Origin of the sequence: Mesorhizobium sp. M1A.F.Ca.IN.022.07.1.1 (assembly GCF_003997575.1) — a bacterium.
Taxonomy (GTDB): Bacteria; Pseudomonadota; Alphaproteobacteria; order Rhizobiales; family Rhizobiaceae; genus Mesorhizobium.
In genome coordinates this window covers 1-24,544 of the sequence record NZ_RZST01000009.1, presented here as the reverse complement: position 1 = coordinate 24,544, position 24,544 = coordinate 1, and the positions used below count along the sequence as shown (strand labels likewise).

Sequence of the window (24,544 nt, the reverse complement as noted above, 5' to 3'; positions counted from 1 at the left end):
GACTGGGCAGCTGGCCGGAACCCGCCTCGCCTTAGTGCAGGTGCACCGGCGAAGTCGGTTGACATACGACTCAGACTTCAAATACTATATGGTATCTAAAGTGGGACAGACGCGGAAGCGCCGGTTCCGCTGACACGCCTGGGAGGAGTGCGTGGCTGTGCAGGAACATATCAACGCCTATTTGCCTGTGCTCGCGGCGGATGGCGTATCGGTCAGCTTCGGAGGCGTGCAGGCGCTCGACAATGTCTCGCTCGACGTCGGCGGTGGCGAGATTTGCGGCTTGATCGGCCCGAATGGCGCGGGAAAGACCACCTTCCTGAATGCCATCACCTGCCTTGCACGCCTTCAACGCGGCACCGTACAGCTGTCGGGTCGGATAATCTCCAATTCGGCGGTGCGCGACATCATCGGCCTCGGGATCGCCCGGACGTTCCAAAATGTCGGCGTGTACGGCTCGCTGAGCGTCCTGGAGAACGTCATGCTCGGCGCACACCACAAGATGGGTGGAAAAGTCGCGCGTGCCCTTCTCAATCCCTTCGGTGCGTGGGCCGAGGAGAAGACGGTCCGCCGCAAGGCTGAATCAATTCTGGATGAGTTGGGAATGGCCGCATTATCGAGCGTGCGCGCCGACTCCCTGCCCTATCCGTTGCAAAAGCGGATGGAGATCGCACGCGCCCTGGCGGCCGAGCCCAAGCTCCTGTTGCTGGATGAGCCGGCCGGCGGACTGACCCATGGCGAGGTCACCGAATTCGGCGCCCTCGTCAATACGATCCGGCATAGCCGCAAGCTCTCGATCCTCCTGATCGAGCATCACATGGGTTTGGTCATGAGCCTGTGCGACCGGATCCATGTGTTCCACCTGGGTCGAAATCTGGCGTCAGGACGCCCCGAAGAAATCAGGACCAATGAAGCCGTCATCGGCGCCTATCTCGGGAGGAGCACGTGAGACTGCTCGACGTCCGCAATCTCTCGGCCTCCTATGGCAAGGTACGGGCGCTTTTTGACTGCTCGCTCGCAATCGCGCAGAACGAATTCGTCGTCCTGCTCGGCGCCAATGGCGCGGGAAAAACCACTTTGCTGCGCGCCCTTTCGGGCACGATCCGCTCGGCCGGCGAGATCGCCTATATGGGAAGCGACTTGCAAAAGATGGCGCCGGAACGGCGTCTGCAACGCGGCTTAGCGCAGATTCCCCAGGGCAGAGGCACTTTCACGGAATTTACGGTCGACGAGAATCTGACGCTGGGCGCCACAATCGTCTCCGATACCCGCCAGGTCCGACAGAACAAGGAGCGGTGGTACGATCGCTTTCCGCGATTGCGCGAACGCCGCTCCCAACTGGCCGGCAACCTGAGCGGAGGCGAGCAGCAGATGCTCGCGGTTGCGCGAGCGCTCATGTCGCGGCCAAAACTGCTGCTATGCGACGAGCCATCATTGGGTCTCGCGCCGGTCATCACGCGCGAAATATTCGCGATCTTCAAGGAACTCCGCGACATCGATGGGTTGACGCTCCTGGTCGTGGAGCAGAACGCGGACCTGTCGCTCAAGTTCGCCGACCGCGCCTATGTCATCGAGGCCGGGCATATCGTGGCCGGCGGCTCAGCCGGCGCGATACTTGCAGATGAGCATATCCAGAAATCTTACCTTGGGGAGTAACGTGGCGACGTTTCACCAGATCATTGTTTGCGGCATTGCCCCAGGCGCTGTCTACGCCGTGCTGGTGATTGCCCTCGTGCTGGTCTCGCGTCTTACAAGGCGGGCGTCGGCCGACCGCCTCGATGCAGCCTCCTTCATCGACATTCACGATACCGCCGGACTGCCATTCCTGATCGTGGTAACCGCCATTTCCCCGTCCTCAAACGCCAGGGCCCCCTCGGCCAAGGCTCTCGGATCGAAGGCGCGCAGGTCGACGGCCTCGGCGTTGCAGTTGGGAGGCTGGGCTTGACCCTTTTCGTGCAAATCGTCCTCAGCGGTCTTGCCACCGGCGCCATCTATGCGGCTCTTGCCCTTGCACTGGTGTTGATCTTTCGCGCCACCAACGTCGTCAATTTCGGTCAAGGCGAAATGGCGACTTTCTCGGCATACTGCACCTGGCAGCTATGCCTGTGGGGCCTGCCCTTATGGCTTTCGATTGCAATCGGCCTGGCCGGTTCCTTTGTGCTGGGAATCTTGGCGTTTCGGGTCTTCGTCCGCCCGCTCCTGGCAGCACCAGTCGAGGCGACAGTGGTCGTCACGCTCGGCATGTTTGTGCTCTTCCAGGCGATGGTGACGTGGCTCTGGGGCGCCGAGCAGAAGCCGTTCCCCAGCCTTTTTCCTGAAGGCAGCTTCAGCCTCGGTGAGGTACGGGTGCTGGCTTCGTCGGCCGGTACCTTGCTGATCCTCATTGTCCTGGCCGCGGCCATCGCCTCCCTCTTCGCCTTCACAAGGCTTGGGCTCTCCATGCGTGCCGCGGCCTTCGACCGCGTTCGCAGCGTTCTGGTGGGCATCAACGTCGAGCGCATGCTGATGCTCGGCTGGGGTTTCGCCGCGGCGATCGGAATGATCGCGGCGGTGCTGGTCGCGCCACGGCTGTTTTTGAGCCCGACCATGATGACCCCGATCCTATTCTACGGTCTTGCCGCGGCAACCGTTGGCGGCTGGGACAGTCCGCTCGGCGCCATAGCCGGAGGCCTTCTGGTGGGCGTCGGCGAGAGCCTTGGCGCCAACTACATCGGCTTTCTCGGCGCGGACATGCGCATCGCGGTCCCGATCGGGCTCAGCCTTTTCGTCCTGCTGGTCAAGCCGGTCGGTCTGTTCGGCTCACAGAAGGTCACCAAGCTATGAGCAATGACATTCAGCGCACGGTCGCGGCAACCGCTGGTTTTGTGCTGGTCGCCGCATTGCTGCCGGCCACTTTGTCAGGCTTCCAGTTGCAGCAGGTGAGCATCGCCATCTCCTATGCGGTCGCCATTCTTGGCCTCAACCTGCTTATGGGGTTTGCCGGGCAGATCTGCCTCGCCCAGGGGACGCTGTTCGGCATCGGCGCCTACGTCACCGCCATCTTGAACGCGACCTACGGCGTCCACCCGTTGGCGACCCTGCCTGCGGCAGCTGTTTTTACCGCGCTGGCCGGTCTCGTCGTCGGACTGCCGGCCCTGCGTCTGCAGGGGCTGCAACTTGCGATCATCACGTTTGGTGTCGCGGCGGCCTTTCCGCAGCTTCTGTTGAAGCTCGGCAGTTGGACGGGCGGAGTCTCCGGCTTGCCGATCGATTCCCTGGAGCCGCCTGCGTTCCTGGCCGATTACTCCGAGCTCTGGCTCTATCTGGTGTCGCTTGGGTGCGCCTGCGTCGCGGCATTCATCGTCTATCTCGTTCTCCTCGGCGACGTCGGCCGCGCGCTCCAGGCGCAACGGGACAGTCCGCAGATCGCGGAGGCTCTCGGCGTCAACCTGACCAAGACCAAGCTGTGGGCGTTCGCCATCAGCTCTGCGCTCGCCGGACTTGGCGGCGGCGTCTTCGCGATCCTCAATGGCTTCATCAGCCCGCAGTCCTTTCTCGCCCCACTTTCCATCACCATCGTGATCGGGAGCATCGTAGGCGGCTCGACAAGCATTGTCGGCGCCTTCATCGGCGGGCTGTTCATCACCTTCGTCCCGACATGGACGTCCAACATCAATCTCGCACTCGGCAACGTCATCTACGCGCTGGCACTGATCGGCATCATGCTTCTGGCGCGCGGAGGGGTTGCCGGTCTGCTGGAGAGACTCGCCGCTGCCTTGAAGGCGCGGTCGAACGCCAACGGCAAAGCCGGATCAATGAGCCAATCAGGGAGGAAGTTATGAGACCATGTATGCCAAGAATGCTTGCGACGGCGGCAATACTTGCGCTGGCCGTCGGTGTCGCTCCGGCGAAAGCTGACGAGACACCGGGCATCACCGACAGCACCGTGAAGATCGGCATCACCGGTCCGCTCACCGGTCCCGTCGCCGTCGTCGGCGCGGTCGCAGAAGGCATCCGCGCCCGGGTCGAGGCCGCCAATTCCCACGGCGGCGTCAAGATGTCCGACGGCAAGACCCGCAAGATCGAGCTCGTGATCAAGGACGACATGCTCGATCCGCAGCGAACGCTTGCGAATGTGCGCGAGATGGTGGAGCAGGACAAAGTTTTCGCTCTTGTCGGCACGGCTGCCACGCCGAACAATGTCGCCATCGGACGTTATATCGAACAACGCAAAGTGCCCAATGTCTTCATGTATTCAGGCGTCCACAAGCTGAACGCGCCGCACGAGGAAATAGGGTTCCTCCCGGCCTTCTCGACCGAGGCGGCGTCGTTCGCCACTTATCTGAAGGACAACAAGCCCGAGGCAAAGGTCGCGCTCCTCTATCTCAACACCGAGACCGGCGAAACCTTCATGAAGGCCTTCGACAAGGCCATCGACGGCTCAGGCGTCAAGGTCGTCGATCGGCAACCGGTGACTTCGCAGGATCCGACCGTCGAAACGCAACTGACAGCGCTCAAGGCTTCCGGCGCCGATACGCTGGTGATCATCGCCGCGCCGCAACAAGGCGGTGAAGCAATCCGCTTCCAGGCCGAGAGCGGCTGGAAGCCGCTGACGCTCGTCACCAACCTTTCCTCGGCCTACCCGATCCTGCAGGCGGTGGGGCTCGAGAACGCCAAGGGCATCATCACCTCGAATTTCCTGAAACCGATCGTTAGCCCGGAAAAAACCGGTGATGCGGGTATCGACCAGTATCTGGACGATATCGCCGCGGCCAAGCTCAACTTCGTCTTCGCCAACACGATCGGACAGGTCGGCTACGCGACCGGCGATGCTCTTGTGAAGGCGCTCGAGCACATGAAGAAGCCGACCCGGGCTGAGCTCCTCGACACCGTCTTCAACATGCAGAAGTGGGACGATCCACTGTTGCTGGACGGGATCAAGCTGAACACCAAAGCCGGCTCCGATATTTTCCCGATTGAGGCACTGCAGCTCTATCGGTTCGACGGGCAGAAGTACGTGCCTGTTGGCAAGCTTCTGGATTTCGAGGGCAAGACGGAAGAGTAACGGACGATCGACACAGGTTGCTGCCGGCTGCGAGCGTCCGCGTTTTGCGGGCGCCTTTCTCGCGAGGACGAATTTCGATTTGTTTGAGCGATTCGTGGCCGACAATATCGTCGGCAGTCCTATCTGCGATCCGTTTTGCCGGAAGTCATTCGGCAGAAGATGCTGGCGAAGGCGAATCCGGATTCCGTTGCGCGTGACGGCAGATCCAGCTTCAGGCAGTTTGCACCTGCTCTGCGTACCGGACGCAACTTCCCCATTCTAGCCAGTATGGTAGAGATTGGGGCTGGTGCAAATTCCGGTACGAACGGCAATGAACCTTCAAACCAGAGCCCGGTCCATTCTCGATAGCGAAGTCGTCTGGGACGCCCATTCCGGCTTCATGCCGGATCCTGCCGCGGACTTGAACAACCTGCGGATCTGGCGAGACGCCGGTGTCGACTATCTGTCCATCGATGTCGGGTTCGATCTTCTGTCCTGGGAAATGACGGTAACCAATCTCAGCTGCTTCCGCCACTGGATCCTGACGCATCCCGCCCACTACGTGCTGGTCTCGTCGGCCGACGAAATCCTCGCTGCTAAGGCGCAAGGCAAGCTGGCGGTCACCTTTGACATCGAAGGCATGAACGCCCTGGACGGCCGGATTGAGATGGTCGAGTTCTACCATGGCCTTGGCGTGCGCCAGATGCTTTTCGCCTATAACCGCAACAACCTTGCCGGCGGCGGATGCCATGACGAAGACCCGGGTCTGACCGCGTTCGGTCGGCAGGTGATCGACGAGATGAACCGCCTCGGCATGTTCGTGGATGTGAGCCACACCGGCTACCGCACCACCATGGACGTGATGGAGTACACGGACCGGCCGGTCATCTTCTCGCACTCCAATCCGAAAGCGCTCTGCGCCCACGGTCGCAACATCACGGACGAGCAGATCAAGGCCTGCGCCCGCACCGGCGGCATCGTCGGGGTTGTCGGGCTCAGTCGTTTCCTTGGCGAGGCGCGCACCGATTCCGAACGGCTGGCCGACCATGTCGAATATCTGATCGATCTCGCTGGCCCACGCCATGTTGGCATCGGCCTCGACCATGCTTTCCCGGTCGAGATCGAAGGCATCGACGACATCATCGCCAGCAATCCGCATTTCTGGCCGAAGAGCGAATATGCGGGAGAAACGACCTATTCGGCACCAGCCCAAATGAAAGAGCTGACCGAGATCCTGCTTCGTCGCGGTCAGCCGGAAGGAGCGGTCCGCGACGTCATAGGCGGCAACTTCATGCGCCTTGCCCGGAAAATCTGGAAATAGCCACCGAAGCAGCCGTCGAGCGCTCCGTGGGACCTTCTTTGGTCAGGCGGGTTGGTCCGCGCCAAGAAGGACGCGCAGCTTCGCGACCGCCGCATCCGGACTGGTCGATACGGGGATGTTCGTCGCCGCTTTGACCGCATCCCGCGCGCGCGCCATGGAGAACTGTGCCAAGACGATCGCATCGAAATCCCTCAGCTTGGCGGCTTCAGCCGCGATCAGCCGGTTGTGGGTTTCCACGTCTCCTGCACGCACCGCCTCGATCGCGCCCGGCACGAAATAGCTTGTGATCGTGGCAGCTTGGCCCATGCGGGCGGTTTCGTCCCGGAACTCCTGCTCCATTCCTTCCCTCGACGGCGGGAAAGTGTAGAGCATTGCGGTGCGGCCGCCACGGCGGATCGCCGTCTCAAACATGGCCTCGTTCGGTTTCAGGACCGGAACGTCCAGCTTCGCCGCGGCCTGTTCAATCGCTTGCCCGAACGCCGAGCAGGTGAACAGCACGGCATCGCTTCCGATCGAACGGGCATAGCTGGCCAAGGCCTCGACGCGCCGGACCATGTCGCTCGTCAGGTCAGCGGTTTTGGCGCGGTCCACTGCCAGGCTGTCCTCGAGGATATTGACGGTTTCGGCGCCAGGCCATCCCGCTTCGAACGCCCATCTGATCGGCTCCGTCGAGATGGGCGTGGCATGGATCAGGGCAATGCGAGGCTGTGACGTCATTGTGCGAGACCGAATGATAAACGAGGCCGCCCCGAGAGCAAGCGGCGTTGGTACCGATGACTATTTCGGGGCTGCCGCCGCGAAGACCCATACGCTCTCGGCAGGGATCCGCGCCCATACATTGCCCGAGGCAAGTTGCCGCGCGCCATGCGCCTTGGCGACGAAGTCGCCACGGCGCAGACGGTACTCCCGCTTGTCGCCGAGATAGATGCTGTCGTCGAGATGCATCTCGATGCCGTCCGGGTGCAAGGGACCGCGGTACTTCGAGATCGACACTCTCGCGATGGGCGGGATCATCCCGCTTATCCTTTCGAGGCCAGCTCACCATGGCAAGGAGGGAGGAAGGCGACCGCAGACCCAATAAGTGATCGCCCTTGCCCTCGATCACGTGGCGAGACAGCCATCACAAAGCCCGTCGCCTCGAGCGCTACGAGCGTGCGACGTTTTGGCCATGAAAACCGAGAACCGTGAGTGGCCGAACCCGGTTGCGCATAATCCGGCGGAAGAGTTCCACTTCGGGTAAGGTTGAAGGCCGCAGGAGGCAGGATCGGGCTATCTTTCCCGAAAGGCGCGCTGGAACGAGTCCACCAGCGGCTTGGTCAGATAGCTCAGAAAGGTTCGCTCGCCGGTTGAAATGAAGGTTTCGACCGGCATGCCTGGGTAGATCTGCTCGGGCTTGACCTGCGGTGGCAGCTTGTCGGCCATCTTAAGCCGCACGGTGTAATAGGGCTGTCCAGTGCTGGGAGTGGTCAGCCGGTCCGCCGAAATGTAGAAGACCTTTCCCGGCACTTTTGGTGTTGTCCGTGCGTTCAGGGCCGTGAACATCATGTTCGCGCCTTGGCCGACTCGGATAGAATCGATGTCTTCAGGCTTGATCTTTGCCTCGACGATAAGTTCCTTCGTCGGCAGAAGCTCCATCGCAGGCTCGCCAGCACGAATGACGCTGCCTTCGGAATTGTAGAGAGAGCGGACGATGATGCCGTCCGCCGGGGCACGAATGGTCGTTCGCACCAGGACCGATCGAGCGGCGTTGATTTGTTCCTCAAGGTCGGCCACCTCTACCCGGGCCTTGTTCAATTCCGTGACGGCATCCTCGACCCGGGTGGTTGTTAGTCTTTCAATCTGCTGGCGCGCTTCCACGATCTGGGTGGCCGCGCTGGCGATTTGCGCCTCCAGCGATCCCTCCTGACCTACCAACTCGGCGGTGCTGCGCAGAAGATCGGTGTATTCGGAACGATTTGTCAGTCCCTTGTCGAGCAAGTGCTTTTTGCGTTCCGTCTCGGCATTGACGATCGCGAGCTGGTTTGCCGCAGCATCCTTTTGCGCCTTCAAGCCGGCAACAGCTTCCTGAAGGGCTGCCACCCGTTCCCTAAGGATCTCCTGATCTGCGCCATAGCGCGCTAGCCGAGCCCGGAACTCCTTGGTTTGCTCTGCAAAGACGTCACTGAATTCGGACGCGTCTGAGTAGGCGCCTAAATCGCGGGGCAGGACGATTTTCTCCAGGCCATCCCGTTCTGCCTCGAGCCGCGCGATCTCAGCCTTTTGTGCGACCCACTGTTTGAGGACTCGGTTGAGCTGCGACTGCGCCACCGTTGGATCGAGCACGATCAGCGCCTGCCCTCGTAAGACTCTGTCACCCTCTCGAGCTTTGACGCTGCTGACCACGCCACCTTCGAGATGCTGGATCATGACATTCTGTCCAGCTGCTGCAATCACTCCTGGCGCGATCGTTGCTCCGGCAATCGGCGCCATTGCGCCCCAGAATACGAAGCCAAGCAAGAAAACGGACACGCTTGCATACCCCGCGAGCGTGATGCGATCTGTGCGTGTGTCGACGTTGCGCTGCCAGCTATACGTCCTGGCGCCGATGGCTTGGCTAGTCATTAGCGACCTTTATCTCGCCTCGAGCAGATGAGGGGAAAGGCACCACTCCTTCGCGCGACTGAGAGGCTGCGGGCCACCCCGCTTGGGCGCGTCGCTCGACAAGTCTATCGAGCACGCCCTTGGTCAAACCGTAGATCTCGACCTGGCCATTGCGTAGCATCAATACGCGATCGCATTTGGAAGCGAGAGAGGGCCGATGGGTTATGACAAGCACGGTCGTTTTTCGTGAACGCGCTCCGCTAATCGCGCGCTCGAGCGCGGCTTCGCCGTTGGAATCGAGATTTGCATTGGGCTCGTCGAGAACCAGCACCTTGGGATCGCCGTAGAAGGCCCGAGCAAGCCCGATGCGTTGCCGCTCGCCACCCGAAAGGCGAACGCCGGTCGGGCCGATCAGCGTCGAGTAGCCATCCCTCTGACCCAGGATGAGCTCATGCACTTGGGCCCGCTGGGCTGCTTGAACCAACTTCTCGCTGGGCGCATTCGGGTCGAACCGCGCGATATTTTGCGCGATGGTTCCCGGGAAGAGTTCCACATCTTGCGGCAGGTAACCAATATGGCGGCCGAGTTGTTCCGGGTCCCAGTTCCGAATATCGCCGCCGTCGATCCGGATCGCCCCAGAGCGGGGCGCGATCGCACCGACGATGAGGCGCGCCAGAGTCGATTTTCCAGCCTGGCTCGGCCCTACGATCGCGACTGTCTCGCCGGCGGCGACCTCAAAGGTCAAGCGCTTGATCAGCGGCAGCGAGCCATCGGCCGCGCCCGGAAGATGATAGACTATTTGCTCCACGCTTAGCGCTCCTTCAGGAGCCGGCAATGCTACGTTCTCCTGGTTGTCGAGCCCGGACCGGAGAGCCGAAAGCCTCTTCCAGGCAAGATTGGCGTCGATGATCTGCCGCCAACTCCCAATGATCTGATCAAGAGGTTGCAGAGCGCGCGCCGAAATCATCGAGGACGCAAATATCATACCGGCGGTCATCTCGTTGTGGAGAACCAGATAAGCGCCGGCCCCCAATATCGCGATCTGCAGTGTCGAACGAGTGGTGCGCGATACACCGCCATAAAACGAATTGATGCGAGCGAGCCCATCCGAGGCGTGTAGAGAGCCGGAAAAACGGGTGCCCCAGAATTCTATCGCGTTGGACACCATGCCAAGTGCGCGAACGGTTTCGAAGTTTCGGGCGAAAGCCTGCGCCGAATTCATCGAGGCGTTGAGACTCTCCGCCGCCTCCTTGCCAGGTCGCGAGCTCGCGACCTGGTTCAGCATGGCGATGGCGACCATGAGAACCGCCCCGACGACCGTCACGAGGAAGAGCAGCGGATGGATGAAATAGAGCAGGCCTACGAAGATCGGCCCGAAAGGAAGGTCGAAGAGAAAGAAAATCGTTCTCGAAGCGATGAAGCCTCGCACGGTGGCCAAGTCGCGCAAGGCTTGAACATCGCCGAGGCCAGCGCGAGGGCCACTCATTGCAGCGAGAAAAGACGATGTGCCCAAAGAGACATCCAGTCGCGCCGCGAGCCGGCTTGCGTATACACCCCGCACGACTTCGAGCACGCCGAAGAGCAAGAGCGTCGAAAGCGCAAGCAATGTTAGGTAGGTGAGCGTGTCCAAATTGGCGGCGGGCAAAACCCGATCATAGACCTGCAGCATGTAGAGAGGCAGAACTAGCACCAGGGTGTTCATCACCGCGGAGAACAGGCCCATTTCGACCACGCTCTTCGACAGCACCCTTCTATTCGTGTAACTGGGCATCCCCGAAATCGTCTCTTTTGGTTAAGCGATCATTTTAGACAATGTTTATATATCATGCCAAGCAGCCGCGCTATCGGTTGCGACCTTTTGACAGCCTAGCTTCACTTTCATCGGAAGTTATCCACCGGTCATCCAGTTTGGCTGGGACGCCAGGAAACACCAATCCAGGATGGCGCTAAGCGTCTGATTCTCGATCAGAGAATTGAACCGTCCAAACCTCGAAATTGCCTTAGTCAGCTAATCGCTTGCTGGCAGTGAAATGACGTCTGCGAACGAGGCGGCGTGAAACTCAAGTTGCTACATGCTTTCCAATAATAGCGGCGCCGCCGCAGCAAGCTGGCCGCCGATAATGGTGTCGCCGCCATCGGCCCGATCGGTTTGGAATTGGTGATGGCAGCGCCGACCGGAAAGGCCGGCGCATGCACATCCGCGGCGATCAATGCGGCCGACGTTTATGGCAACTGATCGGCGTCCGCCGCCCTTTCTGATCGGTGACCGTCGGAACCAGGCACGGCGGGGGGCGCGCCCGCCCCTCGCCATGCCATGGTCCGATCGCATGAACGATCAAACGACGAATACGTCGTGATAGGTCAGTGCCGCTCCGGGCTCCAGATGGGCGATTTCCACCTGCGGGGCCGATTTCGAGCCGTCGGGATCATAGGACAAGACGCCCGTGGCCCGGTTGTAGAGCAGGTGATCGTTGCTATGGGTGGGGTGTTCTCGCAACTCAAAATACGACGAGTTCACCTGCGTCGGGCTGGACGAGGAACCGGCGCCGAGTTGGGTGAAGACGGCGTTGTCGAGATAGAGCGCGTCATTTACCGCGTCGAAGTCGGTCAGCGTGTCGACATTGCCGGCGCCATAGGCGGTGTCAAACACAAAGGTGTCGTGGCCCGCGCCGCCGGTCAGCACGTCGTTGCCACCCTTGCCCCGCAATGTGTCGTTGCCAGCCAGGCCATCAAAGGTATCGGCCGCGGCAGTGCCGACAAATGTATCGTTCCCGGTCGTTCCGTGGGTCGGGTCCGTCGGCAGGGTCGGAGATGACGGTAGCGGGTCGGTCGGCACGGTCGGAGATGACGGCAGCGGGTCCGTCCCGTCATGGGCTGCATGCCAGGCCGCCTTGGCGTTGGCCCAGTAATCGCGGGCCGCTTGGCCTTGAAGGACCGTCCAGCCGGCGGGCGGCATTGGATAATCCGCCGGCAGTGGCGTGTCGGAGAGGTTGAGATAGTAATTGCCGTGCGACTCGACCGTCTTGTCCCAGGCCCGCTGCACCCGCTCCAAGCCGTTGTGGTCAACGTCGGTGATCGCCACCACGCAGTCGATGAAGCGCAAGCTAGGAACGATATCGTCAGCGCCTGTGCCCTTGTCCAGTTTGAACGGCGAACCGTGCGTCATCTCGCCTTTGCGAAGATACTCTCCCATGCCTAGAAGCATGCCATCCATGGTGACCGTGTTGTCAGACCCATCCACGTCACCGTCGCCAAGGCTCACTCCGGAAAACACGTGGTCGAACAGCGAATCCCGGATGGTGCCGCCGATGACGTCATCGTCCTCGACCGCGTCGTCTCGTGAGTAGCCGACATAGGTATCCTCGATGAGGAAGGTGCCAGTGCCGCCGACACGGATGCCATCCCAGGGCTTGGTGATCGTCCAGTCGTCGATGACAAAGTTGTGGGCTGAATTCACGCGGACTGCGGCGGAGTTGACGTAAACGTCCTCCCAGGCGCCGGTTTGGGAGACCGTGCCGTTGATCGTGCCGCCCGACGCCACGAGGTTGTCGCCGGGGTTGACGACCGCAAAGGGATAGAGGTTGGTGGAGCTTCCCTGATTGGCGACAATCCACGAGGCTTCGCTGGCATCGATAGTGGTGTCGGCGGGGAGACCGGATGCTTTATATTGGCGGTAGCCGTAGTCACCGCTCAAGACAATGGTATTCGTATCGGCCATTCTTGGCGACCTTTCACACCCCCACCCTTTCTGCCCAACATGCCTGAAGCCCGAATGGCTCGCGGCCAAAAGAGCCCAGGTTAGCGGTATGGAGCAAATCACAAAATTTAAAAAAAGTGTCTCAAAATGTAACAATATATCTCTCGCGGGAATTGGGTGGCGCGGCGATTTCAGCGCGGATTCTCTTCAGTGGTCTCAACGCGGCTTTCGACCCCTTGCCACCTCCGAAACCCACCGGCCTCGCAGGAGCAGTCCATGAGCGGAGACGGTGCGCACGGGTTCCATCGTTGCAAATCATCGAAATCCGGACGATTGGCGAGACGATCAAATTCGTCCGTGAGTTATGGGGCAAGAACGCACGCCGGGATGTCGAGCGCCCGGCAATGAACTGACCGATATTTGCGTCAGCTCGACATCACGCTCTCTCAATATGAAGTGGAAGTCCGTGCTCTGGTCGCGGCGAGCTGTGGGGCAGGTCCCTCGACAATATCGGCCCGACCTCCTATATGCTTCGCGCAAAAGCACGGAGAAAGGGTGTGTCCCGAGAGCGTGACGTGCTTATGTGGCGCGAAGCCGGGAAACTTGCGTTATCTGGCGACTATGAAGGATGGCTTGCCATCGAATGGGAGCTTCGTAGCAGAGGATTCTCACGCGCCAAGCTGTTGTTCGATAACGACCGGGTCCGAAAAAAATTGGATGAGATCTGCAAGAGGGCACAGGAGCAACGCGCCGACCCCAAACAGACCTAAAGACCAGAAACGCCCCGCCTTTCCAGAACCCAGCCAACCTTTCTCTCTTTCCGATGAGTTGCATTTCTCCACGCCAGGTTTCTCGCCAGGCAGGCGAAAGCGCCGGCCTAAACCTTTTCCGCCGACGGACGTTGTTTGTTCCAGACGGACCGAGCGACCGGCAGCGGAGAGGATCACCCGATGTATTTCATGGCACTGGCCACCGACTACGACGGCACGCTGGCGCATGACGGACTGGTCACCGCCAGCACGCTGTCGGCGCTGAAGAAGCTGAAGAAGTCCGGCCGCAAGCTCATCCTGGTCACCGGCCGCGAACTGCCCGATCTCAAAGAGGTGTTTCCGGAGGTCGGGCTATTCGACAAGGTGGTGGCCGAAAACGGCGCGCTGATCTACACGCCGGCGAGCGAAGAAGAGCAAACAATCTCGCCCTCGCCTTCCGCCGATTTCGTCGACAGACTGAAGAAGCGCGGCGTCAAGCCGCTCTCGGTCGGCCGCTCGATCGTTGCCACCTGGGAGCCGCACCAGGCCACCGTGCTCGACGTCATCAAGGAGCTCGGCCTTGAGCTGGAGATCATCTTCAACAAGGGCGCGGTGATGATCCTGCCCTCAGGCATCAACAAGGCCACCGGACTGGCGGCTGCGCTCAAGGACCTCAGATTGTCGCCGCATAATGTGGTGGGCATCGGCGATGCCGAGAACGACCACGCCTTCCTCAGGGCTTCGGGTTGCAGCATCGCCGTCGCCAACGCATTGCCCGCCGTGAAGGAAACCGCCGACCTCGTCACGAGGGAGGCGCGCGGCAAGGGTGTCGAAGAACTGATCGGCAAGCTGATAAAGCAGGATCATCTGATAGCTCGCAAGCGCTTGCGCGGCGTCCTGCTGGGAACTGCCAACGGCAAGAAGGTCTATCTGTCGCCCGTCGAGACCGTTCTGATCGCCGGAAGCTCCGGTATCGGCAAGTCGACATTGGCCACAGCGCTCACCGAGCGGCTTGCCGAACAGGGATTGCAGTTCTGCATTTTCGATCCCGAGGGCGACTATGACGGACTGGAGGGCGCCGTTCCGTTGGGTGATGGCTCGACTACGCCCAGCAAGGAACAATTGCTGGAGCTGATCGAAAAGCCTGGCACCAATATCGTGGTCAACGGGCTGGCGCTGAAAGTCGACGAGCGGCCCGACTTCTTTGCCGAATTGCTGCCCGGCCTCGGCAGCGTCCGCTACCGCACGGCAAGGCCGCATTGGCTGATCATCGACGAGGCGCATCACCTTCTGCCCAGGCGCCGCGAGGACACGCGCGCGGTGCTGTCGCTCGAGCTGCCGGGCACGGTGCTGATCACCGTGCATCCGGAAGCGATTTCGACCGGGGTCCTGCGCCTGGTGACGGCGGTCATCGCGCTCGGTCCGAAGGCGAAGAGCGTGATCAAGACCTTCTGCAAGGAGGCCGGGCTGGAGGCGCCCAAGAGCATTCCTTCGCCGAAGGGTGACCGGGTTCTGCTGTGGCGGCCGCAGGACGGCAAGAAGCCGTTCACGGTCAAGGCGATCGAACCCCAGCAATCGCTGAAGCGGCACAGCCGCAAATATGCCGAAGGCGAGCTCGACGAGGCCGGCAGTTTCTATTTCACGGGGCCGGAAAAGGCGATGAACCTCAGAGCCCACAACCTGATTATTTTCGCCCAAATGGCGGAAGGCATCGACGACAAGACCTGGGAATATCACCTGCGCGCCGGCGACTATTCCAAATGGTTCCGCCAACAGATCAGGGACAAGGAACTCGCCCGCGAGACGGCAGAGGCCGAGAAGGACAAGCGTCTATCGCCCGAGGACAGCCGCAAGCGCGTGCTGGAGGCGGTGCGCCGGCGTTACACGGCGCCAGCCACGGCACCGGAGAGGTAACTCAGTCGGTTCCGGACGCCAAGCCGCCCTCAACTCGCCTCGCGCATCGCCTCAGCCGCCTGCAGGTCGACCGAGACCAGCTGGCTGACGCCCTGCTCGGCCATGGTGACGCCGAACAGCCGGTCCATGCGCGCCATGGTGATCGGGTTGTGGGTGATGATGACGAAGCGCGTCTCGGTGGTCTTCGACATCTCGTCCATCAGATTGCAGAAGCGCTCGACATTGTGGTCGTCGAGCGGGGCGTCGACCTCGTCGAGCACGCAGATCGGCGCCGGATTGGTTAGGAAGACGGCAAAAATCAGCGACATGGCGGTGAGCGCCTGCTCGCCGCCGGAGAGCAGCGTCATGGTCTGCGGCTTCTTGCCCGGCGGGCGAGCGAGGATTTCGAGGCCGGCTTCCAGCGGATCTTCGGACTCGATCAGCTGCAATTCGGCCGTGCCGCCGCCGAAGAGATGCGAGAACAGGCGCTGGAAGTGGCCGTTGACCACCTCGAAGGCCGACAGCAGGCGTTCGCGGCCCTCGCGGTTGAGGTTCTGGATCGCCTGGCGCAGTTTTCTGATCGCCTCGATGATGTCCTCGCGCTCGGAAACGATGATCTCCAGGCGGTCTGACAGCTCCCGCTGTTCTTCCTCGGCGCGCAGATTGACGGCCCCGAGCCGCTCGCGCTCGATCTTCAGCCGGTCGAGCTGGCGCTCGACCTCGGCCATGTCCGGCATCGGGTCGTCGGTCTCTAGGCCGGTATGCTTGATGACGAGATGCGGCGGCGTGTTCAGCGCCTCCTGGATGCGCGCCTCGACCTCGGCGCGGCGTTCGTCGGCTGCGGTCAGACGCTCCTCGGCGCGGACGCGGGTCTCGCGCGCTTCGGCAAGCGACTGGATCGCCGCGGTCGCCGCCTTGTCGAGCTCGGCCTGCTTGGTCTCCGCTTCCTGCAGGCGATCGCCGGCGGCCTGGCGCAGCGCCTCGGCCTCGGAAAGCTGACTCAACAGCGCACGGCGCTTGGCGTCGATCTCGTCGGGCGCGTCGGCCAGCCGCTCGCGCTCAGCTTCGGCCTCAGCCTTGCGCTCGCCAAGCGCGGCGATCTGCGTCGAGGCGTTTTCGGCCCGCTCCAGCCAGTTCTTGCGCTCGGTGCCGATCGCGTCGAGCCGGCGCATGCGCGCTTCGGCCTCGCGCCGTAGGCCGTCATGCACGGCGCGTGTATCGGCAAGCGTGGCGCGGTCGCGAGCTACACTGGCGGAGGCCTGCTCGAGCTGGAGTTGCAGGTCGCCGAGATCGGGCGCGTCCCTGAGCATCTCCTCGGCTTCGAGGAAAGCGGCTTGCGTCTCTTCATGGCTGTCGACGATGCGCGCGCGGGCGTCATCCAAGGCAGCACGGCGGCTCGCCAGCTCGCCGCCGGCCTTCTCGGCCTCGGCCAGCGCGTTACGGGCGGCGTCCAGTGCGTGCTGGGCATCGCGGCCGGCCTGACGCGCGTTGCGCTCGGCCTCGCTCGCCTGGCGCATCGCCTGCTCGGCGCGCGCCAGCGCCTCCTCGGCCTCGCGCACGACGCGGGTCGCCTGCACGGCCTCGGCATCGAGCTCCGCCAGGCGGTTCTTCTGCGCCAACCGCTGCGCCGCAGCGGTCGGCGCATCGGCGCTGGCCGTCAAGCCGTCCCAGCGCCAGAGCGCGCCGTCGCGGCTGACCAGCCGCTGGCCGGGCGCGAGCTGCGCTTGAAGGCGACGGCCATCGGCGGCGTCGACGATGCCGATCTGCGCCAGGCGGCGGGCAAGCTGTGCCGGCGCGCGGACCACACTCGCCAGGCTCCTCACGCCTTCGGGCAGTGCCGCGTCACCCGGTTGAACCGCGCTCTCGCCCCAATGCACCGGGGCGCCGCGGTCGAGCGGCACGTCGAGGTCCTCGCCGAGCGCGGCGCCAAGTGCCGTCTCGTAGCCGCGCTCGACGCTGATCTGCTCCAGCACCGAAGGAAAGAGATCGCCGCTCGCAGCGTTGAGTATCTTGGCCAGCGTGCGCGCTTCCGTCTCGATGCGCTGCAATTCGGCCTTGGCATCCTGCAGAGGCGGACGGGCAGCACTTTCGGCGGCGCGCGCTTCGGCGACCGCCTGCTCGGCGGCGATGGCGCCTAGCTCGCTCTCTTCCAGCCGGGCAAGCGCGTCCTCGACCAGCAGCCGCTTCTCGGCGGGATCGGGCAGGCCGGAAATGCGCGCCACAATATCGGAGAGCTCGCGATCGACCTCGGCAAGCTGGCGAGCGAAGCGGTCGCGGCGCTCGGCGGTCTCACGCAAAGTGCGCTCGATCTGGTGGCGCGAGGCGGCCGCCTCGGCGCGTTCGGCCGTCAGCGCGGCAAGCCTGGCTTCGCTCTGCGAGAGCGTCGCGCCGGCCTGCTCGAAGGCGGCGCGGGTGGTGGCTTCGCGCTCGGCAGCACCTGCATTGTCCGAATTGAGCTCGGCTTCCTCGGCGCGGAGACGCTCGAGAATGTCGGCATTGTCGCGCACCATCCGCTCCTCGCGGGCGATGTCTGCATCGAGCTGTTGCAGGCGCCGCTCCAGCTCCGCCTGGCGCGAGCGGATGCGGCCGGCCTCTTCTTCGATCTGCGTCTTGGCGATCGACAGGCGCTGAAAGGCCGCCGCCGCGGCCGCTTCCGCGTCGCGCAGGTCAGGCAGGCGGTGGGCGGCGATGCCCTGCTCCCTCGCAGCGGCCACCTGGGCTGCGGCGCGGTCACCGACCAGCGTGGTGGCAACGGCAAGCGCCGAACGCGCTTCGCTTTCCTGGGTTTTGGCCAGCGTCCAGCGCAGATGCAGAAGCGTCGCCTCGGCCTTGCGGATGTCGGCCGACAGGTTCTTGAAGCGCGAGGCCTGGCGCGCCTGGCGCTTCAGGCTGTCGATCTGGCTTTCCAACTCGCCGACGACATCGTCCAGCCGTTCGAGGTTTTGTTCGGCCGCCTTCAGCCGAAGCTCCGCCTCGTGCCGGCGCGTGTGCAGGCCGGAGATACCGGCGGCTTCTTCGAGCAGCGCCCGGCGCGCCTGGGGCTTGGCCTGGATCAGCTCGCCGATGCGGCCCTGGCCAACCATGGAGGGCGAGCGGGCGCCGGTCGACTGGTCGGCGAAGAGCAGTTGCACGTCCTTGGCACGCGCTTCCTTGCCGTTGATGCGGTAGAGCGAGCCCGCCTCGCGCTCGATGCGGCGCGACACCTGCAATTCATCGGCGTCGTTGAAGGCGGCGGGTGCCGTGCGGTCCGAATTGTCGAGGAAGAGCGTGACTTCGGCGGTGTTGCGCGCCGGCCGCGCACCGGAGCCGGAAAAGATCACGTCGTCCATGCCGGACGCGCGCATATTCTTGTAGGAGCTTTCGCCCATCACCCAGCGCAGCGCCTCGACAAGGTTGGACTTGCCGCAGCCGTTCGGCCCGACAATGCCGGTCAGCCCGCGTTCGATGACGAACTCGCCGGGCTCGACGAAGGACTTGAAACCGAGGAGGCGAAGGCGCGAAAACTTCATTCGCGCCGCTCCGCAAAGACCAATATGCCGAAGCCAAGCAGCTTCAGCGCGGCCTGGACGTCAGAGCAGAGGGTCGATGATGGCCGACATTTCCTCAATCGACATCGCCCCTTTGTAGGTCTTTCCGTAGATGAAGAAAGTCGGCGTCGAGTCGACCTTGAACTCGTCCGCTCCGCGTTTCTGGACTGCTCTCACATCGTCCAGAAGCTTCTGGTCCGTCAAGCAGGCCTCAAATGACTCCTGTGTAAAACCGGCGAGCTTGGAAATCTGCAGCAGCGCTTCCTTGGTGTTGCTGACGCCGACCCAGCTCGGCTGCTGCTTGAACAACACGTCCACCATGGCGAAATAGTTGTCCTTGGCGCAGCGCGCCAGCATGAAGCCGGCCTCGGCGCTCGGGTCGAAGGGGAATTCGCGCAGGATATAGCGCACCTTGCCCGTGTCGATGTATTTCGACTTCAGCTCAGGGAAGGTTGTGTCGTTGAAATGCGCGCAATGCGGGCAGGTCATCGAGGCATATTCGACGATGGTGACCTTGGCGTCGTCCTTGCCGAGCTGCTTGTCGGGCAAAGCGCCGGGCTTGAGCAGTTCCGCCATGTCGACGGTGCCCTGCGCTTCCGGCACCTGAGCGGCCGCGGGCGTGGCAGGCTTGGCTGGCGTCGACGGATTGGCGGGCTTCACATCGGCCGCCTTTGCCTCTTCACCCGAGTCGCTGCACGCGGCAAGCAGCGCCACTGCCGGAACGGCGGCCAGCGTGGTCAGAAGGTTTCTGCGAGACAAAGAGCGGTTCATGCGAATCACCTGATATCGGTTGGATTTTGCAATGCAAGGGCTAGAAAAGGCGAGAGTTGGCGCGAATTAAGGCATCGGCATCCCCAATCCAATCGCCAAATTTTTCGGGCGCGATCACGAATATGCGATATTGACGACAATTTTGCAGCGCGCTCCACGACTTTTCCCGAAACCGCCGGAACTTTCGGGAGACATGCTCAGGGCTTTTTTTGTCCGAGGATGGTCGCGCCGAGCCGCTCGAGCGAAGCGCGCAAGCCATCATCCTCGATCTTGCCGACCGTTCGCGCCAGCTTCGATTTCTCGGCCTCGCTGAGCGGCCTCGGTTGTGGTTTCGGCCGCGCTTTCGCCGAAAGGACCGGCTTCTGCAGGATCTTGATGCGGCCTATGGCGTTGAAACCCAGGAAGGCGTTGACGCGGTTGATGACCTCGCCCGCCTCATGCTGAAGATGCAGCGCCGCCATGCCTTCGCAGGCAATGATCAGCACCGCCGGCTCGAACGGATCGTCCTCATGCAGGCGGCGCGGCCACTGGATCTTTTCCGGGCGCGAGTGGCTGGCCAGGCGCGGCCCGGCGATCTCTTCCCAGGACTGCACCAGTCCGATCGAGATGCCGGCGCGCTTCTTCAGGACAGGATCGAGGATCTCGGTCGCGAGATCGCTCACCGGAACGGGATTGCCGAAGGGCCTTTTCCCTGCCATGTGCGTTCTCCGATCCTAACTCACCCGATCAATGGCACCGCAAGACCAGACCCGCAAGGCCGCAGCCGAGAAGTGCGTATCCGGAGATAGCAGCATCGCCGTCCGCCTGCTTGCCTGGTACGACGCGCATCACCGCAACCTGCCCTGGCGCGTGACGCCGAGTGCGTTCTCGCGTGGGACAAAACCCGACCCTTATCGCGTCTGGCTCTCCGAGGTCATGCTGCAGCAGACCACGGTCGAGGCGGTGAAAGCCTATTTCCGGACGTTTGTCGAGAAATGGCCGACCGTCGAGGCGCTGGCGGCAGCGCCGGCCGAGGACGTCATGAAGGCCTGGGCCGGGCTCGGTTATTACTCGAGGGCACGCAATCTCAAAGCCTGCGCCGATCTCGTGGCGCAGCGGGGCGGCCGCTTTCCCGACACCGAGGCGGGATTGAAGGAATTGCCGGGCATCGGCGCCTACACGGCGGCCGCCATCGCGGCGATCGCCTTCGACCGGCCTGCCGCCGTCGTCGACGGCAACGTCGAGCGTGTCATCTCGCGGCTCTATTCGGTGGAGACGCCGCTCAGCGAGGCCAAGCCGGAAATCCGAGCGCTGGTCGAGAAGCTCGTGCCACGTGCAAGGCCCGGCGATTTCGCCCAGGCGATGATGGATCTCGGCGCAACGATCTGCACGCCGCGGCGGCCGCGCTGCATGCTGTGCCCGCTGCGCGAGGATTGCAGCGCGATCCTGTCAGGCGATCGGGAGCGCTTTCCAGTCCGCCTGCCCAAGGGCGACAAGCCGCTCAGGCGCGGTGCTGCCTTTGTCGCTCAACGCGATGACGGCGCCATCCTGCTGCGCAAACGGCCGGACAAGGGGCTGCTCGGCGGCATGACCGAGGTGCCGACCACGGCGTGGACGGCGCGGGCCGACGGCGCTACGACGGCGGACGCAGCGCCCATTTCGGCCGACTGGCGGCGCGCCGGGCGGATCGGCCATGTCTTCACCCATTTCGCGCTCGAACTCGACGTCTTCCATGCCCACATCAGGGGTGATGCGCCCAACGGGCATTTCTGGTCGCTAGCCCACGAAATTCCCGGGGAAGCGCTGCCCACCGTCATGAAAAAGGTAATCGAGGCAGCGATACCGGGCGCAACCAAAAAGCAAGCCCCGCTGCGCCCGCGTTGAAAGGACCGCAATGACTGACATCCGCCACATCGTGTTCGATATCGGCAAGGTGCTGATCCACTACGATCCGGACCTTCCGTTCAGCCGGCTGATCCCGGATGCCGAGGAGCGGAAATGGTTCTTCGACAATGTCTGCACCAGCGCTTGGAACATCGAGCAGGATCGCGGCCGCACCTGGCAAGACGCCGAGGCGCTGCTGATCGCCGAACACCCCGATCACGCCGAGAACATCCGCAACTTCCGCCGCTGCTGGCACGAGATGGTGCCGCATGCCTATGACGACAGCGTCGCCATCATGGTCGGCCTTATCGACAGGGGCCGCGATGTGACCATGCTGACCAATTTCGCCGCCGACACGTTCGCCGAAGCCCGCCGGCGCTTCGACTTTCTCAATCGGCCGCGCGGCGTCACGGTCTCGGGCGAGATCGGCCTGATCAAGCCGGACCAGGCCATCTACGACCGTCACGTCGCATCCTTCGACCTGGAGCCGGCCGCCACACTCTTCATCGACGACAGCCAGAAGAATGTCGACGGCGCCAAGGCCGCCGGCTGGCAGGCGGTGCTGTTCACCGATGCCAAGGCGCTTCAAGCGGATCTTGAACGGCTCGGGATTGCGGCCTGAACTGAATCACTTGCGGCAATCGGTTGAGCTTTCGATTCAAGCGGATCAGCCGCCTGCCCGCTCCATTCCGAGGCGGGCGATGCGGCGCAATTCGTCGATCGGGGTGAGGCCGCCGCTGCGCTCATAGTGCCAGAAGGTCCAGCCGTTGCAGGCGTCCAAACCCTGCACCTCGGCGCCGATCTTGTGGATCGAGCCGGCGCTGTCGCCGATGGCCAGCGTGCCGTCGGCGCGCACCTTGGCCGCCCAGCGCTTCTTGGCGTCGTAAAGTGTGGCGCCCGGCGCCACCAGGCCGGTGTCGATCAGGCTTATGAAGGCGACGCGCGGCTCGGCGCGCTTGCCGGACAGCACGGTGAGGTCGGCCTCATCCAGCGGGCGCACGGCGGCGATGCGCTCATTGGCGGCATCGATGTAGGATTGCTCGCGCTCGATGCCGACGAAGTGACGGCCGAGGCGCTTGGCGACCGCACCCGTGGTGCCCGAGCCGAAGAAGGGATCGAGCACGACATCGCCCGGCTTGGTCGAGGCCATCATGATGCGGGCCAGCAGCGCTTCCGGCTTCTGCGTGGGATGCAGCTTGTTGCCGTTCTCGTCTTTCAGGCGCTCGGCGCCGGTGCAGATCGGGAACAGCCAGTCCGAGCGCATCTGCAAATCGTCATTCGAGGCCTTCAGCGCTTCGTAGTTGAAGGTGTAGCCCTTGGACTTCTGGTCGCGCGAGGCCCAGATCATCGTCTCATGGGCGTTCTGGAAGCGGCGGCCGCGGAAATTCGGCATCGGGTTGGTCTTGCGCCAGACGACGTCGTTCAGGATCCAGAAGCCGAGATCCTGCATCCTGGCACCGACGCGGAAGATGTTGTGGTAGGAGCCAATCACCCAGATCGTGCCATTGGGCTTCAGCACGCGTCGCGCGGCAAGCAGCCAGGCGCGGGTGAAGGCGTCATAGGCCTCAAAACTCTCGAACCGGTCCCAGTCGTCGTCGACGGCGTCCACCTTGGACTGGTCGGGCCGATGCAGGTCGCCGTCGAGTTGCAGGTTGTAAGGCGGATCGGCGAAGATAACGTCGATCGACTTTTCGGGCAGCCTGTCGAGGGCGGCGACGCAGTCGCCTTTGAGGATCGTGTCCAGCCATTCGGACTGCTGGGGAGCGTGGGAAAGCTCGTCGAGAAGACGCACGGCAGACATCAAAACACCCAAAGCACGCGTTACGATTTACTGGCCGTTATGGTTACCGATCAGCGTAAACATTCGGTGAAGGTCGGGCGAGAGCCTGCGCCACTGATTTGCGAACATCGGCCCATTGGTGTATGCCGCGCCGCTTGGGCCAGTCAGGCCATTTTCCTCCCAGCTTCGGATTGCCATGCCCCAGCCAGACCTTGTCATCTTTGATTGCGACGGCGTGCTCGTCGATTCCGAAATCATCGCCGCGCGCGTCGAGGCCGAGCTTCTGACATCCGCCGGATACGAGATTTCGCCGGAGGAGCTTGCCGAGACCTATGCCGGACTGACCTTCAAGGACATCCTGATGCGGGTCGAGGAGAAATCTCACCTTCCTTTTCAGGCCTCGCTGATCGACCGCGCCGAGGAACTCGTCGATCGCAAGCTGCGCAGCGACGTGCGCATCATTGACGGCGCACGCGAGGCGGTGGCGGCGGTCACCGCGCCGCGCGCCGTCTGCTCCAATTCACGCACCGAGCGGATCGAGTTCATGCTTGAAAAGGTGCGCCTGCTGCCCTTCTTCGCCGGCCGCATCTTTTCGGGGCTCGACATCCCCGGCAAGAAGACCAAGCCGGCACCGGACGTGTTCCTCTATGCCGCCGAACAGCTCGGCGCCAACCCGAAGAACACTTTCGTCATCGAGGATTCGGTGCACGGCGTCACCGGCGCCAGGACGGCGGGCATGCGCGTCATCGGCTTCACCGGCGCGGGGCACAGCTATCCCGGCCATGCCGACTCGCTGACCGAAGCGGGCGCCGAAACCGTCATCCGCCGTTTGGCGGAACTCGGCAGCACGATTGCGGCATTGTCGGAGTGGTCGGAGGACGCTTAACCGCGGAAGCGCGATTGGCGGCGAACCAGATCAGTTTGTCGCCGCCGCGGCGACGCGCTTCTTCCTCTTGGCCTTGGACTTGTCCGTCGCTGCCGGCGCGTTCTCGTCATAGCCGGCATAGGCTTGGTAGTCGCGGGCGGTCGGCTCCGGCACTACGACGTTGGTGTCGGTGAAGACGAACTGCGTCGCGGCAGACGGATCGGTGACCTGCACCTGATACTGATGAAGCTGCGAATAGAGCACGTCAGGCCCATGTTGGACCGCGATGCGGATCGGCATCGTCACGGTACCGGGCGTGAACAGCGGTCCCGGCACGACCTTGCCGGCCACCGCGATCTTCATCGTCAGCTGGCCGTTTTCGTGAGTGCAGTCGCGCGTCACGTCGGTGATCGAGGCCTGGTAAATGATCTTGGCGGGATCGCGATTGGGGTCGACGGGTTGACCGTTCGGTCCGGTC

Annotated in this window: 21 protein-coding genes and 1 pseudogene; 11 read left to right on the top strand and 11 right to left on the bottom strand. The window is 62.8% G+C overall.

Annotated elements, in window-relative coordinates; all coding sequences use genetic code 11:
- The first annotated feature begins 151 nt into the window (after positions 1–151).
- The 7 genes from EOA75_RS02805 (at position 152) to EOA75_RS02775 (ending at position 6,341) form a co-directional block, all read left to right on the top strand.
- The gene (locus EOA75_RS02805) at positions 152–946 is read left to right on the top strand and encodes an ABC transporter ATP-binding protein (protein WP_245466550.1); all 795 of its coding nucleotides are present in this window, start codon (positions 152–154) and stop codon (positions 944–946) included.
- Complete coding sequence (locus EOA75_RS02800) at positions 943–1,653, top strand: ABC transporter ATP-binding protein (RefSeq protein ID WP_127323576.1); 711 nt, start codon at positions 943–945, stop codon at positions 1,651–1,653. Before EOA75_RS02805 ends, EOA75_RS02800 begins: the two co-directional genes overlap by 4 nt.
- A 1-nt stretch (position 1,654) precedes the next feature.
- Positions 1,655–1,942, top strand: a complete 288-nt coding sequence (locus EOA75_RS02795) for a hypothetical protein (RefSeq protein WP_127323575.1) — start codon at positions 1,655–1,657, stop codon at positions 1,940–1,942.
- The gene (locus EOA75_RS02790) at positions 1,939–2,820 is read left to right on the top strand and encodes a branched-chain amino acid ABC transporter permease (protein WP_127323574.1); all 882 of its coding nucleotides are present in this window, start codon (positions 1,939–1,941) and stop codon (positions 2,818–2,820) included. Before EOA75_RS02795 ends, EOA75_RS02790 begins: the two co-directional genes overlap by 4 nt.
- Positions 2,817–3,818 (top strand): branched-chain amino acid ABC transporter permease, encoded by a 1,002-nt coding sequence (locus tag EOA75_RS02785; protein WP_127323573.1) that lies wholly within the window; start codon positions 2,817–2,819, stop codon positions 3,816–3,818. The genes EOA75_RS02790 and EOA75_RS02785 overlap by 4 nt, the downstream gene beginning before the upstream one ends.
- Positions 3,819–3,826: 8 nt before the next feature.
- On the top strand, positions 3,827–5,041 hold the full coding sequence (locus tag EOA75_RS02780; RefSeq protein WP_245466549.1) for an ABC transporter substrate-binding protein: 1,215 nt from the start codon (positions 3,827–3,829) through the stop codon (positions 5,039–5,041).
- Positions 5,042–5,351: 310 nt separating this feature from the next.
- Complete coding sequence (locus tag EOA75_RS02775; protein WP_127323571.1) at positions 5,352–6,341, top strand: membrane dipeptidase; 990 nt, start codon at positions 5,352–5,354, stop codon at positions 6,339–6,341.
- A gap of 42 nt (positions 6,342–6,383) precedes the next feature.
- On the opposite strand, the gene EOA75_RS02770 is transcribed toward EOA75_RS02775, so the two are convergent.
- The 6 genes from EOA75_RS02770 to EOA75_RS02745 all read right to left on the bottom strand — a co-directional run bounded on the left by EOA75_RS02770 (position 6,384) and on the right by EOA75_RS02745 (position 13,565).
- Positions 6,384–7,058 carry an aspartate/glutamate racemase family protein gene (locus EOA75_RS02770; RefSeq protein ID WP_127323570.1) on the bottom strand — a complete coding sequence of 225 codons (675 nt, stop codon included), beginning with the start codon at positions 7,056–7,058 and terminating at the stop codon, positions 6,384–6,386.
- Positions 7,059–7,118: 60 nt separating this feature from the next.
- Positions 7,119–7,355 carry a hypothetical protein gene (locus tag EOA75_RS02765; protein ID WP_067327877.1) on the bottom strand — a complete coding sequence of 79 codons (237 nt, stop codon included), beginning with the start codon at positions 7,353–7,355 and terminating at the stop codon, positions 7,119–7,121.
- Positions 7,356–7,610: 255 nt separating this feature from the next.
- Positions 7,611–8,942 (bottom strand): HlyD family type I secretion periplasmic adaptor subunit, encoded by a 1,332-nt coding sequence (locus tag EOA75_RS02760; protein WP_067327876.1) that lies wholly within the window; start codon positions 8,940–8,942, stop codon positions 7,611–7,613.
- Positions 8,935–10,668 carry a type I secretion system permease/ATPase gene (locus tag EOA75_RS02755; RefSeq protein ID WP_164747251.1) on the bottom strand — a complete coding sequence of 578 codons (1,734 nt, stop codon included), beginning with the start codon at positions 10,666–10,668 and terminating at the stop codon, positions 8,935–8,937. Before EOA75_RS02755 ends, EOA75_RS02760 begins: the two co-directional genes overlap by 8 nt.
- A 588-nt stretch (positions 10,669–11,256) precedes the next feature.
- Complete coding sequence (locus EOA75_RS02750) at positions 11,257–12,639, bottom strand: calcium-binding protein (RefSeq protein WP_067327874.1); 1,383 nt, start codon at positions 12,637–12,639, stop codon at positions 11,257–11,259.
- 647 nt (positions 12,640–13,286) lie between these two features.
- Positions 13,287–13,565, bottom strand: coding sequence for a hypothetical protein (locus EOA75_RS02745; protein ID WP_127323569.1), 279 nt, complete (start codon positions 13,563–13,565; stop codon positions 13,287–13,289).
- Between the two features lie 3 nt (positions 13,566–13,568).
- On the opposite strand from EOA75_RS02745, the gene EOA75_RS02740 reads away from it, so the two are divergent.
- Positions 13,569–15,281 carry an HAD family hydrolase gene (locus EOA75_RS02740; protein WP_127323568.1) on the top strand — a complete coding sequence of 571 codons (1,713 nt, stop codon included), beginning with the start codon at positions 13,569–13,571 and terminating at the stop codon, positions 15,279–15,281.
- 29 nt (positions 15,282–15,310) lie between these two features.
- Here EOA75_RS02740 and smc read toward each other — a convergent pair whose 3' ends face one another.
- The 3 genes from smc to EOA75_RS02725 form a co-directional block, all read right to left on the bottom strand.
- Complete coding sequence (gene smc / locus EOA75_RS02735; RefSeq protein ID WP_127323567.1) at positions 15,311–18,769, bottom strand: chromosome segregation protein SMC; 3,459 nt, start codon at positions 18,767–18,769, stop codon at positions 15,311–15,313.
- Positions 18,770–18,829: 60 nt separating this feature from the next.
- Positions 18,830–19,558, bottom strand: coding sequence for a DsbA family protein (locus EOA75_RS02730; RefSeq protein WP_127323566.1), 729 nt, complete (start codon positions 19,556–19,558; stop codon positions 18,830–18,832).
- Between the two features lie 197 nt (positions 19,559–19,755).
- Entirely contained in the window at positions 19,756–20,256 is a 501-nt protein-coding gene (locus tag EOA75_RS02725; RefSeq protein WP_067327870.1) for a DUF721 domain-containing protein, read from the bottom strand.
- Between the two features lie 31 nt (positions 20,257–20,287).
- Here EOA75_RS02725 and mutY point away from each other — a divergent pair, with 31 nt between their 5' ends.
- Positions 20,288–21,421 (top strand): A/G-specific adenine glycosylase, encoded by a 1,134-nt coding sequence (gene mutY / locus EOA75_RS02720; RefSeq protein WP_127323565.1) that lies wholly within the window; start codon positions 20,288–20,290, stop codon positions 21,419–21,421.
- A gap of 10 nt (positions 21,422–21,431) precedes the next feature.
- Positions 21,432–22,043, top strand: coding sequence for an HAD family phosphatase (locus EOA75_RS02715; RefSeq protein WP_095800287.1), 612 nt, complete (start codon positions 21,432–21,434; stop codon positions 22,041–22,043).
- A 45-nt stretch (positions 22,044–22,088) separates the two neighbouring features.
- Here the strand turns inward: EOA75_RS02715 and EOA75_RS02710 are convergent, their stop codons facing one another.
- The gene (locus EOA75_RS02710; RefSeq protein WP_095800288.1) at positions 22,089–23,222 is read right to left on the bottom strand and encodes a site-specific DNA-methyltransferase; all 1,134 of its coding nucleotides are present in this window, start codon (positions 23,220–23,222) and stop codon (positions 22,089–22,091) included.
- 175 nt (positions 23,223–23,397) lie between these two features.
- On the opposite strand from EOA75_RS02710, the gene EOA75_RS02705 reads away from it, so the two are divergent.
- Positions 23,398–24,087, top strand: coding sequence for an HAD family phosphatase (locus tag EOA75_RS02705; RefSeq protein ID WP_127323564.1), 690 nt, complete (start codon positions 23,398–23,400; stop codon positions 24,085–24,087).
- Positions 24,088–24,117: 30 nt separating this feature from the next.
- On the opposite strand, the pseudogene EOA75_RS02700 reads toward EOA75_RS02705, so the two are convergent.
- A pseudogene (locus tag EOA75_RS02700) lies at positions 24,118–24,544 on the bottom strand (hypothetical protein); the annotation flags it as partial.

Excerpts from the sequence above, each read along its gene's own strand:
- EOA75_RS02785 (WP_127323573.1), top strand. The coding sequence starts at position 2,817 with ATGAGCAATGACATTCAGCGCACGGTCGCGGCAACCGCTGGTTTTGTG.
- EOA75_RS02780 (WP_245466549.1), top strand. The coding sequence starts at position 3,827 with ATGCCAAGAATGCTTGCGACGGCGGCAATACTTGCGCTGGCCGTCGGT.
- EOA75_RS02775 (WP_127323571.1), top strand. The coding sequence starts at position 5,352 with ATGAACCTTCAAACCAGAGCCCGGTCCATTCTCGATAGCGAAGTCGTC.
- EOA75_RS02770 (WP_127323570.1), bottom strand. The coding sequence starts at position 7,058 with ATGACGTCACAGCCTCGCATTGCCCTGATCCATGCCACGCCCATCTCG.
- EOA75_RS02765 (WP_067327877.1), bottom strand. The coding sequence starts at position 7,355 with ATGATCCCGCCCATCGCGAGAGTGTCGATCTCGAAGTACCGCGGTCCC.
- EOA75_RS02760 (WP_067327876.1), bottom strand. The coding sequence starts at position 8,942 with ATGACTAGCCAAGCCATCGGCGCCAGGACGTATAGCTGGCAGCGCAAC.
- EOA75_RS02750 (WP_067327874.1), bottom strand. The coding sequence starts at position 12,639 with ATGGCCGATACGAATACCATTGTCTTGAGCGGTGACTACGGCTACCGC.
- EOA75_RS02740 (WP_127323568.1), top strand. The coding sequence starts at position 13,569 with ATGTATTTCATGGCACTGGCCACCGACTACGACGGCACGCTGGCGCAT.
- smc (WP_127323567.1), bottom strand. The coding sequence starts at position 18,769 with ATGAAGTTTTCGCGCCTTCGCCTCCTCGGTTTCAAGTCCTTCGTCGAG.
- EOA75_RS02730 (WP_127323566.1), bottom strand. The coding sequence starts at position 19,558 with ATGAACCGCTCTTTGTCTCGCAGAAACCTTCTGACCACGCTGGCCGCC.
- EOA75_RS02725 (WP_067327870.1), bottom strand. The coding sequence starts at position 20,256 with ATGGCAGGGAAAAGGCCCTTCGGCAATCCCGTTCCGGTGAGCGATCTC.
- mutY (WP_127323565.1), top strand. The coding sequence starts at position 20,288 with ATGGCACCGCAAGACCAGACCCGCAAGGCCGCAGCCGAGAAGTGCGTA.
- EOA75_RS02715 (WP_095800287.1), top strand. The coding sequence starts at position 21,432 with ATGACTGACATCCGCCACATCGTGTTCGATATCGGCAAGGTGCTGATC.
- EOA75_RS02710 (WP_095800288.1), bottom strand. The coding sequence starts at position 23,222 with ATGTCTGCCGTGCGTCTTCTCGACGAGCTTTCCCACGCTCCCCAGCAG.
- EOA75_RS02705 (WP_127323564.1), top strand. The coding sequence starts at position 23,398 with ATGCCCCAGCCAGACCTTGTCATCTTTGATTGCGACGGCGTGCTCGTC.